A 13895-nucleotide genomic window follows, 5' to 3' on the forward strand; every position below is an offset into this window, starting at 1 on the left:
TGCTGATGCGTGGGGGGAAGGTATGACGGCTCTCCCGCAACGCACGCTGATGGTGATGGCCGGTGGCACCGGGGGACATGTGTTCCCGGGGCTCGCGGTCGCGCACCTGATGCAGGCGTGGGGCTGGAAGGTCGTATGGCTTGGCAACCCGGCGGGCATGGAAGCCACGCTAGTGCCGAAACACGGCATCCCGATGGAATACGTGCGCTTTGGCGGACTGCGAGGCAAAGGCCTGAAGACCAAGCTGATGTTGCCGCTGAATCTGCTGCGCGCCTGCTCGCAGAGTCTGAGCGTGTTGCGTCGCGTGAAGCCGGACGTCGTGCTCGGCATGGGCGGCTACATCACGTTCCCGGCAGGTTTGATGACTGCGTTAAGCGGCCGTCCGCTGGTGCTGCATGAACAGAATTCGATCGCGGGTCTCGCGAACAAGGTGCTTGCGAAAGTCGCCAAACGCGTGCTGGTGGCATTTCCGAATGCGCTGCCGCACGGCGAATGGACCGGAAACCCGATTCGCGCGGAACTTGCGCGCGCAACTGCACCCAAAGCACGCTACGCGCAGCGCAGCGGTCCACTGAATGTGCTGGTGGTGGGCGGCAGTCTGGGCGCGGCGGCGTTGAATGAAGTGGTGCCTCGCGCGGTTGCGCTGCTGGCGCCGAATGAACGTCCGCGCATCGTGCATCAGGCGGGCGCGAAGCATATTGACGCGCTGCGTGAGAACTACGCGGCAGCGGGTCTGCAGGCTGGTGCCGATGTAGAACTCGTACCCTTCATCGACGACATGACGAGCGCGTATGCAAATGCGGATCTGGTGATCTGCCGTTCGGGCGCGATGACGGTGTCGGAAATTTCAGCAGTAGGGGTGGCGGCGTTTTTTGTGCCGTTCCCATTTGCAGTAGACGATCACCAAACCACTAATGCAGCGTTCCTCGCTGATAACGGCGCGGCGCTGGTCGTGCAGCAACGCGATCTGTCGGCGGAAAAGCTCGCCGACTGGTTGCGCAGCCAGACGCGAGAGACGCTCGCGGAAATGGCGGAGCGTTCGCGCTCGCTCGCGAAACCCGACGCCACGGAACAGGTCGCACAGATTTGCGCGACTGTGGCGGGTTCGATTTCGGGCGCGAGCCCAGAAGGAAAGCAATGAAACACATCGTCAAACATATTCACTTTGTCGGCATCGGCGGTGTCGGCATGAGCGGCATCGCGGAGGTGCTGGTCAACCTCGGCTATCAGGTGAGCGGTTCGGATCTTACGAGCAACGCGATCACCGATCGCCTCGCCGCACTCGGCGCGCGGATCGAGATCGGTCACGCGGCGGAGAACATCGAAGGCGCCAACGCCGTGGTCGTTTCCACAGCGGTGCGCAGCGACAACCCGGAAGTGCTGGCCGCGCGTCATCGCCGCATTCCGATCGTGCCGCGCGCGGTGATGCTCGCGGAACTGATGCGCCTGAAGCAGGGCATCGCGATTGCCGGCACGCACGGCAAGACCACAACCACGTCGCTGGTGGCGAGCGTGCTGGCGGCGGGCGGCCTGGATCCGACGTTTGTGATTGGCGGCCGTCTGATCAGCGCGGGCGCGAATGCGCGTCTGGGTACGGGCGACTTCATCGTTGCTGAAGCGGATGAGTCGGATGCGTCGTTCCTGAATCTGTTCCCGGTGATCGAGGTCATCACGAACATCGACGCCGATCACATGGACACCTACGGCCACGACTTCGCGCGGCTCAAGCAGGCGTTCATCGAATTCACGCACCGTCTGCCGTTCTATGGGATCGCGGTGCTGTGTGTCGACGATCCGAACGTGAAGGAGATCCTGCCGTTCGTGTCGAAGCCGATCATCCGCTACGGTTTTGCTCCGGACGCGCAAGTGCGCGCGGTCAATGTAGAAGCACACAACGGCAAGATGCATTTCACGGCAATGCGCGAAGACGCGGCGCCGATCGACATCGTCCTGAACCTGCCGGGCGAGCACAACGTGCAGAACGCTTTGGCCGCAATCGCAATCGCGACTGAACTTGAAGTGAAAGATGCCGATATCCAGCGAGCACTCGCGGATTTCAACGGCGTGGGACGGCGCTTCCAGCGTTACGGTGAAGTGCCGGTCGTGTCGGAAGGCAAACCTGCCGGCGCGTACACGCTGGTCGACGACTACGGTCATCACCCGGTTGAAATGGCGGCTACGGTAGCAGCGGCGCGCGGTGCGTTTCCGGGGCGGCGTCTGGTGCTGGCATTCCAGCCGCACCGCTTCACGCGCACGCGCGATTGCTTCGAAGATTTTGTGAAGGTGCTGTCGACCGTCGACGCTCTTGTGCTGACCGAAGTCTATTCGGCCGGTGAAGCGCCGATCGTCGCCGCGGACGGCCGCGCCCTGGCACGCGCGCTGCGTGTGGCGGGCAAGGTCGAACCGGTGTTTGTCGATACGGTGGATGAAGTGCCGGACGCGCTCTCAGCAGTGGTGCGCGACGGCGATGTGGTGATCACGATGGGCGCGGGTTCGATCGGCGGTGTGCCGGGTCGCCTGGCGCAAGAAACGAAGGTGTGAGATGAGCAGCATCGACCCTAAACAATTCGGCAAAGTGGCAGTGCTGCTCGGTGGTGTATCTGCCGAGCGCGAAGTGTCGCTTACGTCCGGCCGCCTGGTGTTGCAAGCGCTGCGCGATGCCGGTATCGACGCCCATTCTTTCGACCCGTCCGAGCGTCCGCTCGCCGAGCTGAAGGCAGAAGGTTTCGACCGTGCGTTCATTGCACTGCATGGCGGCTATGGCGAGAATGGCCAGATTCAGGGCGCGCTCGATTTTTACGGCATCAAGTACAACGGCAGCGGCGTGCTCGGCTCGGCGCTCGGTCTGGACAAGTTCCGCACCAAGCTCGTGTGGCAGCAACTCGGCATTCCGACGCCGCCGTTCGAGGCCGTGCTGCGCGGCGACGACTACGAAGCACGCGCGAAAGACATCGTCGCGAAGCTCGGCTTGCCGTTGTTCGTGAAGCCAGCGAGCGAAGGCTCGAGCGTCGCGGTGATCAAGGTGAAAAGTGCCGACGCATTGCCAGCAGCGCTGATCGAAGCGGTCAAGTACGACAAGATCGTCGTGGTCGAAAAGAGCATTGAAGGTGGCGGCGAGTACACCGCGTGTATCGCCGGCGATCTCGATCTGCCGGTGATCCGCATCGTGCCGGCCGGCGAGTTCTACGACTACCACGCTAAGTACATCGCTAACGACACGCAGTATTTGATTCCGTGCGGTCTGGCAACCGACGAAGAGGCGCGTCTGAAAGTGCTGGCGCGCCGTTCGTTCGACGTACTCGGCTGCACCGATTGGGGCCGTGCCGATTTCATGCTGGATGCGGACGGCAATCCGTATTTCCTGGAAGTGAACACGGCGCCTGGCATGACCGATCACTCGCTGCCGCCAAAAGCGGCGCGTGCGGTGGGCATCAGCTATCAGGAACTGGTTGTCAGCGTGTTGGCGCTGACGCTTAAGGACTAACCAAGGACTAAGCGGGGCAACCCGAAAGCAACACCATGTGGAACAACGTTCGCCAGCTCAATCTCGCCGCCAACGCATTGCATGCGTTGCTGGTGCTCGTGCTGCTGGCGGCAGGCGGTTACTGGCTGATCCAGCGTCCGAATTTCGCGCTGCGCGAAATCCAGATCGACGGCGACACGGAGCACATCAATTCGCCGACGGTGCGCGCCGGTGTGGTAGGGCGGTTGAAGGGCAACTTTTTTACGGTGGATCTCGATGTCGCGCGGCAGGCGTTCGAGCAGATGCCGTGGGTGCGACACGCGAGCGTGCGGCGAGTCTGGCCGAATGCGCTGGCTGTCACGCTCGAGGAGTACAAACCGCTTGGAACGTGGGGCAGCGATCAACTGGTGAGCGTGGACGGCGAACTGTTCACCGCGAACCAGGGTGAGCTCGAAGAAGAGCTGCCCGCGTTCGACGGCCCGGACGGTACGGCAAAAGAAGTCGTCGCGCGTTATAGCGATTTCAAGAAGTGGTTTGCGCCGTTAGGCGCGACGCCGGATGAAGTCACGCTGTCGCCGCGTTACGCGTGGACGGTGAAGCTGTCGAACGGAATGCAGGTGGAACTTGGGCGCGAACGCAATCAGGACACGCTGCTGGATCGCAGCAAGCGCCTGACCGCGGCGTGGAACGCGGTGACGCAACGTTGGGGGAAGGATATTGAGTATGCGGACTTGCGCTATCCGAACGGTTTCGCGATTCGTGCCGCTGGCATGCGCTTCATCAGCGAACCCGACAAGGGCAAGAAGTAAACGGACATCACACGCAATGAGCACGCTATGAGTAAAGACTATAAAGATCTGCTGGTCGCCCTCGACATTGGGACGTCGAAGGTAGTGGCTATCGTCGCCGAATTGAAGGGCGAGGGTCACTACGAGGTGATCGGCCTCGGCCAGAGCGAATCCAAGGGGCTCAAGAAAGGCGTGGTGGTGAACATCGAGGCCACCGTGCAGTCCATTCAGCGCGCGCTTGAAGAAGCCGAACTGATGGCCGACTGCAAGATTACAAACGTGTTTACCGGGATCGCCGGCAGCCATATCCGCAGCTTCAATTCGAGCGGCATGGTGGCGATCAAGGAGAAGGAAGTCACGCAGACCGACGTCGCGCGCGTGATCGAGACGGCGAAGGCGATCAACATCCCGACCGATCAGCAGGTGCTGCACATCCTGACGCAGGAATTCATCATCGACGGTCAGGAAGATGTGCGCGAGCCGATCGGTATGAGCGGCATCCGGCTGGAAGTGAAGGTGCATATCGTCACCGGCGCGGTGAGCGCGGCGCAGAACATCGTCAAGTGCGTGCGCCGTTGCGGGCTAGAGGTCAACGATCTGATCCTGCAGCCGCTCGCTTCGTCGCTGGCGGTGCTGACAGAAGATGAAAAAGAACTTGGCGTGGTGCTGGTCGATATCGGCGGCGGCACGACTGATATTGCGATTTTCAGCGAAGGCGCGATTCGTCACACGGCGGTGATTCCGATCGCCGGCGACCAGATCACGAGCGACATCGCGATGGCATTGCGTACGCCGACGCCGGACGCGGAAGACATCAAGGTCGACTACGGCATTGCGAAGCAGGCCTTGGCCGACCCGGACGAAATGATCGAAGTGCCGGGTCTCGGCGAGCGCGGTCCGCGCACGCTGTCGCGCCAGGCGCTGGCGGCGGTGGTCGAGCCGCGTGTCGAAGAACTGTTTTCGCTCGTGCAGCAAGTCGTGCGCGAGTCGGGTTACGAGGAATTGCTGAGCTCCGGCGTGGTGCTGACCGGCGGCGCGTCGATGATGCTCGGCATGGTCGAACTCGGCGAGGACATTTTCCTGAAGCCGGTGCGCATTGGTGTGCCGGAATACGCGGGCGGTCTCGCTGACGTAGTGCGGAACCCGCGCTACTCGACGGCGATGGGTCTGCTCGTCGAAGGGCGCTCGCAACGGATGCGCGGCCGCAAGGTCGCAGTGCAGTCGGGGTCGATGGGTCAGGTCTTCACGCGAATGAAAGACTGGTTCCTCGGCAACTTCTGACGAATTCGAGTTTTGAACGGTTTGACGTAAACACGCGCTGGTGCCGGCGGCTGGCGCGCGACAGGGGGTTGCCCGATCTCCTGCCGAATAACGGCCGAAGTGGCTGCAATTTTTTATCTTGACGGAGGCAACATGGAATTCCAGATGCTGGAAACCGAAACGAACGGCACCATCATCAAGGTGATCGGAGTAGGTGGCGCTGGCGGCAATGCCGTTCAGCACATGATCAACAAAGGCGTGCAAGGCGTCGACTTCATCGTGATGAACACGGACGCGCAGGCTCTGTCGCGTTCGCGCGCTTCCGCGGTGATCCAGCTCGGCAACACGGGTCTGGGCGCTGGTGCCAAGCCGGAAATGGGCCGCGCCGCTGCAGAAGAAGCACGTGAGCGCATCGCAGACGCACTGCGCGGCGCCCACATGGTGTTCATCACCGCAGGCATGGGTGGCGGCACGGGTACGGGTGCAGCACCGGTGGTCGCGCAGATCGCCAAGGAAATGGGTATCTTGACTGTTGGCGTGGTCAGCAAGCCGTTCGAATTCGAAGGCGGCAAGCGTATGCGTGTGGCAGAAGCGGGTTCGCAGCAACTGGAGGATCACGTCGACTCGCTGATCGTCGTTCTGAACGACAAGCTGTTCGAGGTGATGGGCGATGACGCCGAGATGGACAAGTGCTTCCAGTGCGCAGACGACGTTCTGAACAACGCAGTTGCCGGTATCGCGGAAATAATCAACGTTGATGGTCTGGTGAACGTCGACTTCGAAGACGTGAAGACGGTGATGGGCGAGCAGGGCAAGGCGATGATGGGCACGGCGACGGTTGCCGGTGTCGATCGCGCACGTCTGGCTGCTGAGCAGGCTGTGGCCAGCCCGCTGCTGGAAGGGGTGGATCTGTCGGGCGCGCGTGGCGTGCTGGTCAACATCACGTCGAGCCGTTCGCTGCGTCTGTCGGAAACGCGCGAAGTGATGAACACCATCAAGAGCTATGCTGCAGAAGACGCAACCGTGATCTTCGGCGCGGTGTACGACGATGCAATGGGCGATGCACTGCGTGTGACGGTCGTGGCAACGGGCCTGGGCCGTGCGGCGAAGAAGCAGCAATCGGCGCCGATGACGCTGCTGCGCACCGGCACGGACAACCAGCCGATCAGCACGCATGCTGCCTACACACCGTCGTCGTCGCATGCAAGCACGGCCGATTACGGCGCGCTGGACACGCCGGCCGTGTGGCGCACGTCGCGCGATACGGCGGCTTCGCACGTGCAGGCGCTGCAGGAAAAGGGCGTCGATACGTACGACATTCCGGCGTTCCTGCGCAAGCAGGCGGACTGAACGCACGAGCAGGCTTTCGTTGCCGCGTTGTTTTTAGCAGCGCTGGCGGACGAATGCACGAGCGTGGCGGGTGAACGGCAAACAAGCCGCGTATCGTCTGATTCGCGGCAAGGACAAGTGCCCTCTTCGGATTCGCGAAGCGGATGGGGCGACTGTCGCCGGATGGCGGAGCCTGTAGTTAGGCAGACGCTGAATTCACTGCGACACGACAACGTGCGAGCGTGCTTCGCATCGATGCAAAGGACTGAGCATGATTCAGACAGGTGAAAAGCTGCCCGACGCGACGCTCTTCGAATTCGTCGAAGACGCGCGAGCGGGCTGCACGCTGGGGCCTAACAGCTTCAACGTGCACGAGCAGACGACGGGCAAGCGCGTGGTGATCTTCGGGTTGCCGGGCGCGTTCACGCCGACCTGTTCGGCCAAACATGTACCGGGTTACGTCGAGCACGCCGAGCAGTTGCGCGCTCTTGGCGTCGACGAGATCTGGTGCGTGTCCGTCAACGACGCGTTCGTAATGGGCGCGTGGGGACGCGATCAGCACGCCTCGGGCAAGGTGCGCATGATGGCGGACGGCAGTGCGGCTTTCACGCGGGCGCTCGGTCTTGAGCAGGATTTGTCGGCGCGCGGCATGGGAATCCGTTCCCAGCGCTACGCAATGGTTGTCGACGACGGCGTGGTCAAGACGTTGAACGTCGAGGCTGCCGGCAAATTCGAAGTGAGCGATGCAGGGAGTATTCTCGCTACGTTGAGCTAGTTACGATTGCGTTAGATCGCTTCGCCTCGAGCCTGCGCGGTTACCGCGTTGTATCAGGGCAACGGCGCTTAAGACGCTTTTGTGACAGGCCGTTACGCGGGCCGATGACCGGAAACGCCTCCGTTCCGGACATCGGCCCGTCACGCTTTCCCTGACGGGCGCCCATTGGGTAATGCAGCGAAACAGATTGATACGTTCCGCGCAAAGACGCTCCCTAGGGTATTGGAGTATACTTCGCGCTATGGAATAAAAAGTCCCGATTGGGATTTTCAATCGAACAGAAGATCACCATGTTGAAGCAGCGCACTATCAAATCAATCGTCAAGACAGTCGGCATCGGCCTGCACTCCGGCCGCAAAGTCGACCTGACGCTCCGCCCGGCGGCGGCGGACACTGGCATCGTGTTTTCGCGCGTGGATTTGGCCACGCCGGTGGACATCCCTGCGTCGGCGTTGGCGATTGGCGATACGCGTCTGGCTTCCGTTTTGCAGAAAGACGGCGCGCGCGTGTCGACCATCGAGCATTTGATGTCCGCATGCGCAGGCCTCGGCATCGATAATCTTTATATCGACGTTACCGCTGAAGAAATTCCGATCATGGACGGCAGTGCAGGTTCGTTCGTGTTTCTGATTCAGTCGGCCGGTATTGAAGAACAGAACGCGCCGAAGAAATTCATCAAGGTCACCAAGCCTGTGGAAATTCGCGACGGCGATAAATTCGCGCGTCTCGATCCGTATTTCGGTTTCAAGCTCAAATTCACCATCGATTTCCGTCACCCGGCTGTGGATAAAACCGGCCAGGCGCTGGAAGTGGATTTTGCCCATACGTCGTATGTGCGGGAAATCGCTCGTGCGCGTACGTTTGGTTTTGCGCATGAAGTAGAAATGATGCGCGAACTCGGTTTGGCGCGCGGCGGCAGCATGGATAACGCCATCGTGCTGGACGAATACCGCATTCTGAACAACGACGGGCTTCGTTACGACGACGAATTCGTGAAGCATAAGATGCTCGACGCGATCGGCGATCTGTATGTGATCGGTCATCCGTTGCTGGCTTCGTACACGGCGTACAAGTCGGGCCACGGGTTGAACAACGCACTGCTGCGCGAACTTCTGGCGCACGAGGATTCGTACGAAATCGTCACGTTCGACGACACGCAGAAGGCGCCGCGCGGCTTCGCGTACGAAACGCAGACGGCGTTTGCGTAATCTGAATAGTGGCTTCGGATGAAATTTCCGAAGCGAATGGATGAAAAATAAGCGGCCCATCAGGGCCGCTTATTTTTTGTTCAGCGATTTCTCCGATGCCGCGCAGCCATTTTGGCCAACGCTTCCTGCAGCGGCGAAGGCGCGAGCGATTCGGAGAGCGCTTGCAGCGCATCCGCGCCGACCGGCGTCATGCGCGCCTGCTTGACCGGCGGCGGCTCCTTCAGGGGTTGTGGCCGCACGCGAATCCGCAGCGCATTGACCGGCCAGCCGCGCTGCTGCAGGTCCGACAGCAGTCTCGGCTCAATCTGGCGCAGGCGCGCTGCCAGTGCGTTGTGCGCGGCAAACAGGGCCAGCACGCCTTCCTTGATGAAGCTCGGTTCGACGCTCGTGGCCAGATAATCCGGCAACAGCTCGCGCAGATCCTTTTCCAGCGCAGCAATCTGCTCGACGCCCGCGCGCAGTGCCACGAACGCGTCGGTGCGATTCAGCACTTCGGCGACGGGCTGCGGGCGGCGCGCTTTGAACTGCTTGGGCGGCGGCCTTGAAAAGGACGGAAAACGGCTCATGTTTAGTCGTGACGGCGTGTTCGCACCCTATGCGCGTTCACGCCGCGATTGTACCGCGCGGGATGCACGCGGACCCGCCTCAATGCGACCCGTTGGAGGTCGCTGCGGCGGGCTTTCTGTGCCTTGCCGCCGTCGCGCTGCTGACACAGGCGCGGGCGGGGGCGCGTGCTAAAATGCCCGATTCGAATTCACTCTTGGACTAAGCCGCCGAGGCCCTTCCGACCCCGGAGCGCACGTGCATGAACCGCACGCCGCGAACCAGCCGAAGCCGCGACGCAGACACCGATCCGATGACCACCGGTTTTCTACAGAAGATTTTTGGCAGCCGCAACCAGCGGCTAGTCAAGCAATATCAAAAGACCGTCACGGCGATCAATGCGCTCGAGCCGCAGATCGAGCAATTGACGGACGACCAACTGCGCGCCAAAACGGGTGAATTCCGCCAGCGTGTCGCGAGTGGCGAGTCGCTCGACAAGCTCCTGCCGGAAGCCTTCGCGGTGTGCCGCGAGGCCAGCAAGCGGGTGCTGAAAATGCGCCACTTCGACGTTCAGCTGATCGGCGGCATGGTCCTGCACTACGGCAAGATCGGCGAAATGCGTACCGGCGAAGGCAAGACGCTCGTCGCTACGTTGCCGGTGTACCTGAATGCGCTGTCCGGCCGCGGCGTGCACGTCGTCACGGTCAACGACTACCTGGCTCAGCGCGACGCGGAATGGATGGCGCGTCTGTACAACTTCCTCGGTCTGTCGGTCGGCATTAATCTGTCGCAGATGGATCATGGCGCGAAGCAGGAAGCGTACGCCGCTGACATTACCTACGGCACCAACAACGAATTCGGCTTCGACTACCTGCGCGACAACATGGTCTACGAGACCGACGCGCGCGTGCAGCGAGCCCTGAATTTCGCGGTGGTCGACGAGGTCGACTCGATCCTGATCGACGAAGCCCGCACCCCGCTGATCATCTCCGGCCAGGCCGAAGATCACACCGAACTCTACGTGCGCATGAATGCGCTGCCGCCGCTGCTCGAACGCCAGATCGGCGAAGAGAAGGCGGACGGCACCGGCGTCGAAAAGCCGGGCGACTACACGCTGGACGAGAAAGGCCGCCAGGTTTTCCTGACGGAATCGGGCCACGAAAAGGCCGAGCACCTGCTCGGCGAATGGGGCCTGATCGGTGAAGGCGAAAGCCTGTATGCGCCGCAGAACATCACGCTGATGCACCACGTGTACGCCGCACTGCGCGCGCACACGCTGTTCTTCAAGGATCAGCACTACGTCGTGCAGAACGGCGAAGTCGTGATCGTCGACGAATTCACCGGCCGTCTGATGTCGGGCCGCCGCTGGTCGGATGGCCTGCACCAGGCGGTTGAGGCGAAAGAACACGTCAAGATCCAGAGCGAGAACCAGACGCTCGCGTCGATCACGTTCCAGAACTACTTCCGTATGTACGCGAAGCTGTCCGGCATGACCGGCACGGCCGATACCGAAGCGTACGAATTCAACGAGATCTACGGTCTCGAAACGGTCGTGATCCCGACCAATCGTCCGCCGAAGCGGCTCGACAAGCAGGATCAGATCTACAAGACCGCCAAGGAGCGCTACGACGCGGTGATTCGCGACATCCGCGATTGCTATGAGCGTGGTCAGCCGGTGCTGGTCGGTACGACGTCGATCGAAAACTCGGAACTGCTGTCGCATTTGCTGAAGCAGGCCGGGTTGCCGCACGAAGTGCTGAACGCCAAGCAGCACGCGCGTGAAGCTGAGATCGTCGCCGAAGCCGGCCGTCCGAAGCGGGTCACGATCGCCACGAACATGGCCGGTCGCGGTACCGACATCGTGCTCGGCGGCAATGCCGAAAAGCAGGCGTCGTTCCTCGAGTTGGATGAAACGCTTTCCGACGCTGAAAAGCAGACTCGTATCCAGAAGCTGCACGACGAATGGCAGGCGCTGCACGACCAGGTGAAGGCCGCGGGCGGTCTGCACATCATCGGCACCGAACGTCACGAATCGCGCCGGATCGATAACCAGCTGCGCGGCCGTGCCGGCCGTCAGGGCGACCCGGGTTCGTCACGCTTCTATCTGTCGCTGGAAGATCCGCTGCTGCGCATTTTCGCGGGCGATCGCGTGCGCGCGATCATGGACCGCCTGAAAATGCCGGAAGGCGAGGCGATCGAGGCGGGCATCGTGTCGCGTTCGATCGAATCGGCGCAGCGCAAGGTTGAAGCGCGCAACTTCGACGTTCGCAAGCAATTGCTCGAATACGACGATGTGTCGAACGATCAGCGCAAGGTGATCTATCAGCAGCGCAATGAATTGCTCGAAGCGAACGACATCACCGAAACCATCGGCGCCATGCGTCATGGCGTGATCGCCGATATCGTTCACCAGTTTGTGCCGGCCGGCAGCATTGAAGAGCAGTGGGACGTGCCCGAGCTGGAAGAAGTGCTGCGCAACGAATGGCAGCTCGACCTCGCGATTCAGGAAATGATCAACGAGTCGAACTCGATCAGCGTGGACGAGATCCTCGAAGCTGTTGAAGCCGCCGCGGACGAAGCGTACGAATCGAAGGTCGAACAGGTCGGCCGCGAATCATTCAGCGCGTTCGAACGCTCGATCATGCTGCAAACGCTGGACCGCAGCTGGCGCGAACATCTGGCCGCGCTCGATCACCTGCGCCAGGGCATCCATCTGCGCGGTTACGCGCAGAAGAATCCGAAGCAGGAATACAAGCGCGAGGCGTTCGAACTGTTCGCTGCGATGCTCGACGCCGTGAAGCTCGAAGTCACCCGTGTGGTGATGAACGTGCAGATCCAGTCGCCGGAACAGCTGGAACAGGCTGCCGAGCAGTACGAAGAGCAGGGCAGCCACCTCGAGAACGTCGAGTTCCGTCATGCCGAATTCGCCGAAGCGGCAGCAGCAGCGCCTGCCGCTGCGGAAGCCGCTACCGCCGCAATGATCGGCGACGCGATGAGCCACGGCTCCTCGCAAGCCCTCGCGTCGGACCCGAGCGCGGACAGCGTGCCGAAGGTCGGCCGCAACGACCCGTGCCCGTGCGGTAGCGGCAAGAAGTACAAGCAGTGCCACGGCAAGATCGCGTAATGCCGAAAGCGGCGTGCTCCGAGCGCGCCGTTTCGTTTTACACGGTGCTTTGCTGGTGATTTCGCGATGGTTCGGCAACACGCCCGAACCATCAGTTTTCGATCCCTCGATGCCGGCGCCTGCCGGCATTTTCTTCGACAGGTCGCGACCATGGCTGTCAATTTCCCCTCGATCGATCCCGCTCAACTCCGTCCCATCGCTGGCGTCACGCTAGGCTGGGCGGAGGCGAATATCCGCAAACCGAACCGCAAGGACGTGCTCGTAATTTCCGTCGGCGAAGGCGCAACGGTCGGCGGTGTGTTTACGCAGAACCGCTTTTGTGCGGCGCCCGTGACGGTGTGCCGCGAGAATCTGGAGCGCGTACGCGCCGGCGGCAAGCCGATTTGCGCGCTGGTGATCAACACCGGTAATGCAAACGCAGGCACCGGTGAGCCGGGTCTCGTGGCTGCGCGCGAAACCTGCGCCGAACTCGCGCGTCTCGCGGACATCACGCCGGAACAGGTTTTGCCGTTCTCAACAGGCGTGATTCTGGAGCCGTTGCCGGTCGATCGTTTGAAGGCAGGTCTGCCGGCTGCACTGGCGAACCGCAAGGAAGCCAACTGGTATGACGCCGCCCAGGCGATCATGACCACGGACACGCTGCCGAAAGCCACCTCGCGCCAGGTCACAATCGACGGCCACACCGTCACGCTCACTGGCATCAGCAAGGGCGCCGGCATGATCAAGCCGAACATGGCGACCATGCTCGGCTTCCTCGCGTTCGACGCTGCCGTCGCGCAACCGGTGCTCGACGCACTGGTCAAGCACGTGGCGGATCGCTCGTTCAACTGCATCACGATCGACGGGGATACGTCGACCAACGATTCTTTCATCCTGATCGCCTCGGGCAAATCGAGCCTGCCGGCGGTCACGTCCACCGATTCGCCCGCTTATGCCGCGTTGCGCGACGCGGTGACCGAAGTCGCTCAAACCCTCGCACAACTGATCGTGCGCGACGGCGAAGGCGCGACCAAATTTATGACCGTGCATGTCGAAGGCGGCTCGAGCGTCGGCGAATGCCGCCAGATCGCGTACGCGATTGGCCATTCGCCGCTCGTGAAGACGGCCTTCTATGCATCGGACCCGAATCTCGGCCGCATTCTCGCGGCCATCGGCTATGCCGGCGTGGACGATCTCGACGTCGGCAAGATCGATCTGTATCTGGACGACGTGCTGGTCGCCACTGCCGGCGGCCGCAATCCGGCCTACCGTGAGGAAGACGGCCAGCGCGTCATGAAAAAGAGCGAGATCGGCATTCGCGTCGTACTCGGCCGCGGCAATGCGCAAGCCACGATCTGGACTTGCGATCTGTCGCACGACTACGTGAGCATCAACGCCGACTATCGCTCGTAACCAGGTTCCTAAT

The 13895-nt window shown here is 61.7% G+C and carries 11 protein-coding genes; 10 read left to right on the forward strand and 1 reads right to left on the reverse strand.

Annotation, left to right across the window (positions count from 1 at the left end):
- Positions 1–22 precede the first annotated feature (22 nt).
- The 8 genes from murG to lpxC all read left to right on the forward strand — a co-directional run bounded on the left by murG (position 23) and on the right by lpxC (position 8823).
- A complete protein-coding gene (murG, locus tag PQR40_RS29545) occupies positions 23–1141 on the forward strand; it encodes an undecaprenyldiphospho-muramoylpentapeptide beta-N-acetylglucosaminyltransferase (RefSeq protein ID WP_408231542.1) in 1119 nt (372 codons plus the stop codon).
- Entirely contained in the window at positions 1138–2541 is a 1404-nt protein-coding gene (gene murC / locus PQR40_RS29550; RefSeq protein ID WP_408510453.1) for a UDP-N-acetylmuramate--L-alanine ligase, read from the forward strand. Before murG ends, murC begins: the two co-directional genes overlap by 4 nt.
- A 1-nt stretch (position 2542) precedes the next feature.
- Positions 2543–3484, forward strand: a complete 942-nt coding sequence (locus PQR40_RS29555; RefSeq protein WP_408231178.1) for a D-alanine--D-alanine ligase — start codon at positions 2543–2545, stop codon at positions 3482–3484.
- Between the two features lie 35 nt (positions 3485–3519).
- Positions 3520–4272, forward strand: a complete 753-nt coding sequence (locus PQR40_RS29560; protein ID WP_408231181.1) for a cell division protein FtsQ/DivIB — start codon at positions 3520–3522, stop codon at positions 4270–4272.
- Between the two features lie 27 nt (positions 4273–4299).
- Positions 4300–5532 (forward strand): cell division protein FtsA, encoded by a 1233-nt coding sequence (gene ftsA / locus PQR40_RS29565; protein ID WP_007180311.1) that lies wholly within the window; start codon positions 4300–4302, stop codon positions 5530–5532.
- Between the two features lie 132 nt (positions 5533–5664).
- A complete protein-coding gene (gene ftsZ / locus PQR40_RS29570) occupies positions 5665–6861 on the forward strand; it encodes a cell division protein FtsZ (protein WP_408231184.1) in 1197 nt (398 codons plus the stop codon).
- Positions 6862–7111: 250 nt separating this feature from the next.
- Positions 7112–7615: a peroxiredoxin gene (locus PQR40_RS29575; protein WP_408231187.1), complete on the forward strand. Its 504-nt coding sequence runs from the start codon at positions 7112–7114 to the stop codon at positions 7613–7615.
- 290 nt (positions 7616–7905) lie between these two features.
- The gene (gene lpxC, locus PQR40_RS29580) at positions 7906–8823 is read left to right on the forward strand and encodes a UDP-3-O-acyl-N-acetylglucosamine deacetylase (RefSeq protein WP_408231190.1); all 918 of its coding nucleotides are present in this window, start codon (positions 7906–7908) and stop codon (positions 8821–8823) included.
- Positions 8824–8903: 80 nt separating this feature from the next.
- On the opposite strand, the gene PQR40_RS29585 is transcribed toward lpxC, so the two are convergent.
- Positions 8904–9389 (reverse strand): DciA family protein, encoded by a 486-nt coding sequence (locus PQR40_RS29585; RefSeq protein ID WP_325046550.1) that lies wholly within the window; start codon positions 9387–9389, stop codon positions 8904–8906.
- Positions 9390–9679: 290 nt separating this feature from the next.
- Between PQR40_RS29585 and secA the strand changes: the two genes are divergently transcribed.
- Both secA and argJ read left to right on the forward strand, forming a co-directional pair.
- Positions 9680–12490, forward strand: coding sequence for a preprotein translocase subunit SecA (secA, locus tag PQR40_RS29590; protein WP_408510484.1), 2811 nt, complete (start codon positions 9680–9682; stop codon positions 12488–12490).
- A 150-nt stretch (positions 12491–12640) separates the two neighbouring features.
- Complete coding sequence (gene argJ / locus PQR40_RS29595; RefSeq protein WP_408510454.1) at positions 12641–13882, forward strand: bifunctional glutamate N-acetyltransferase/amino-acid acetyltransferase ArgJ; 1242 nt, start codon at positions 12641–12643, stop codon at positions 13880–13882.
- The last annotated feature ends 13 nt before the right edge of the window (positions 13883–13895 follow it).

Origin of the sequence: Paraburkholderia sediminicola (assembly GCF_046026855.1) — a bacterium.
GTDB lineage: Bacteria > Pseudomonadota > Gammaproteobacteria > Burkholderiales > Burkholderiaceae > Paraburkholderia > Paraburkholderia sediminicola_A.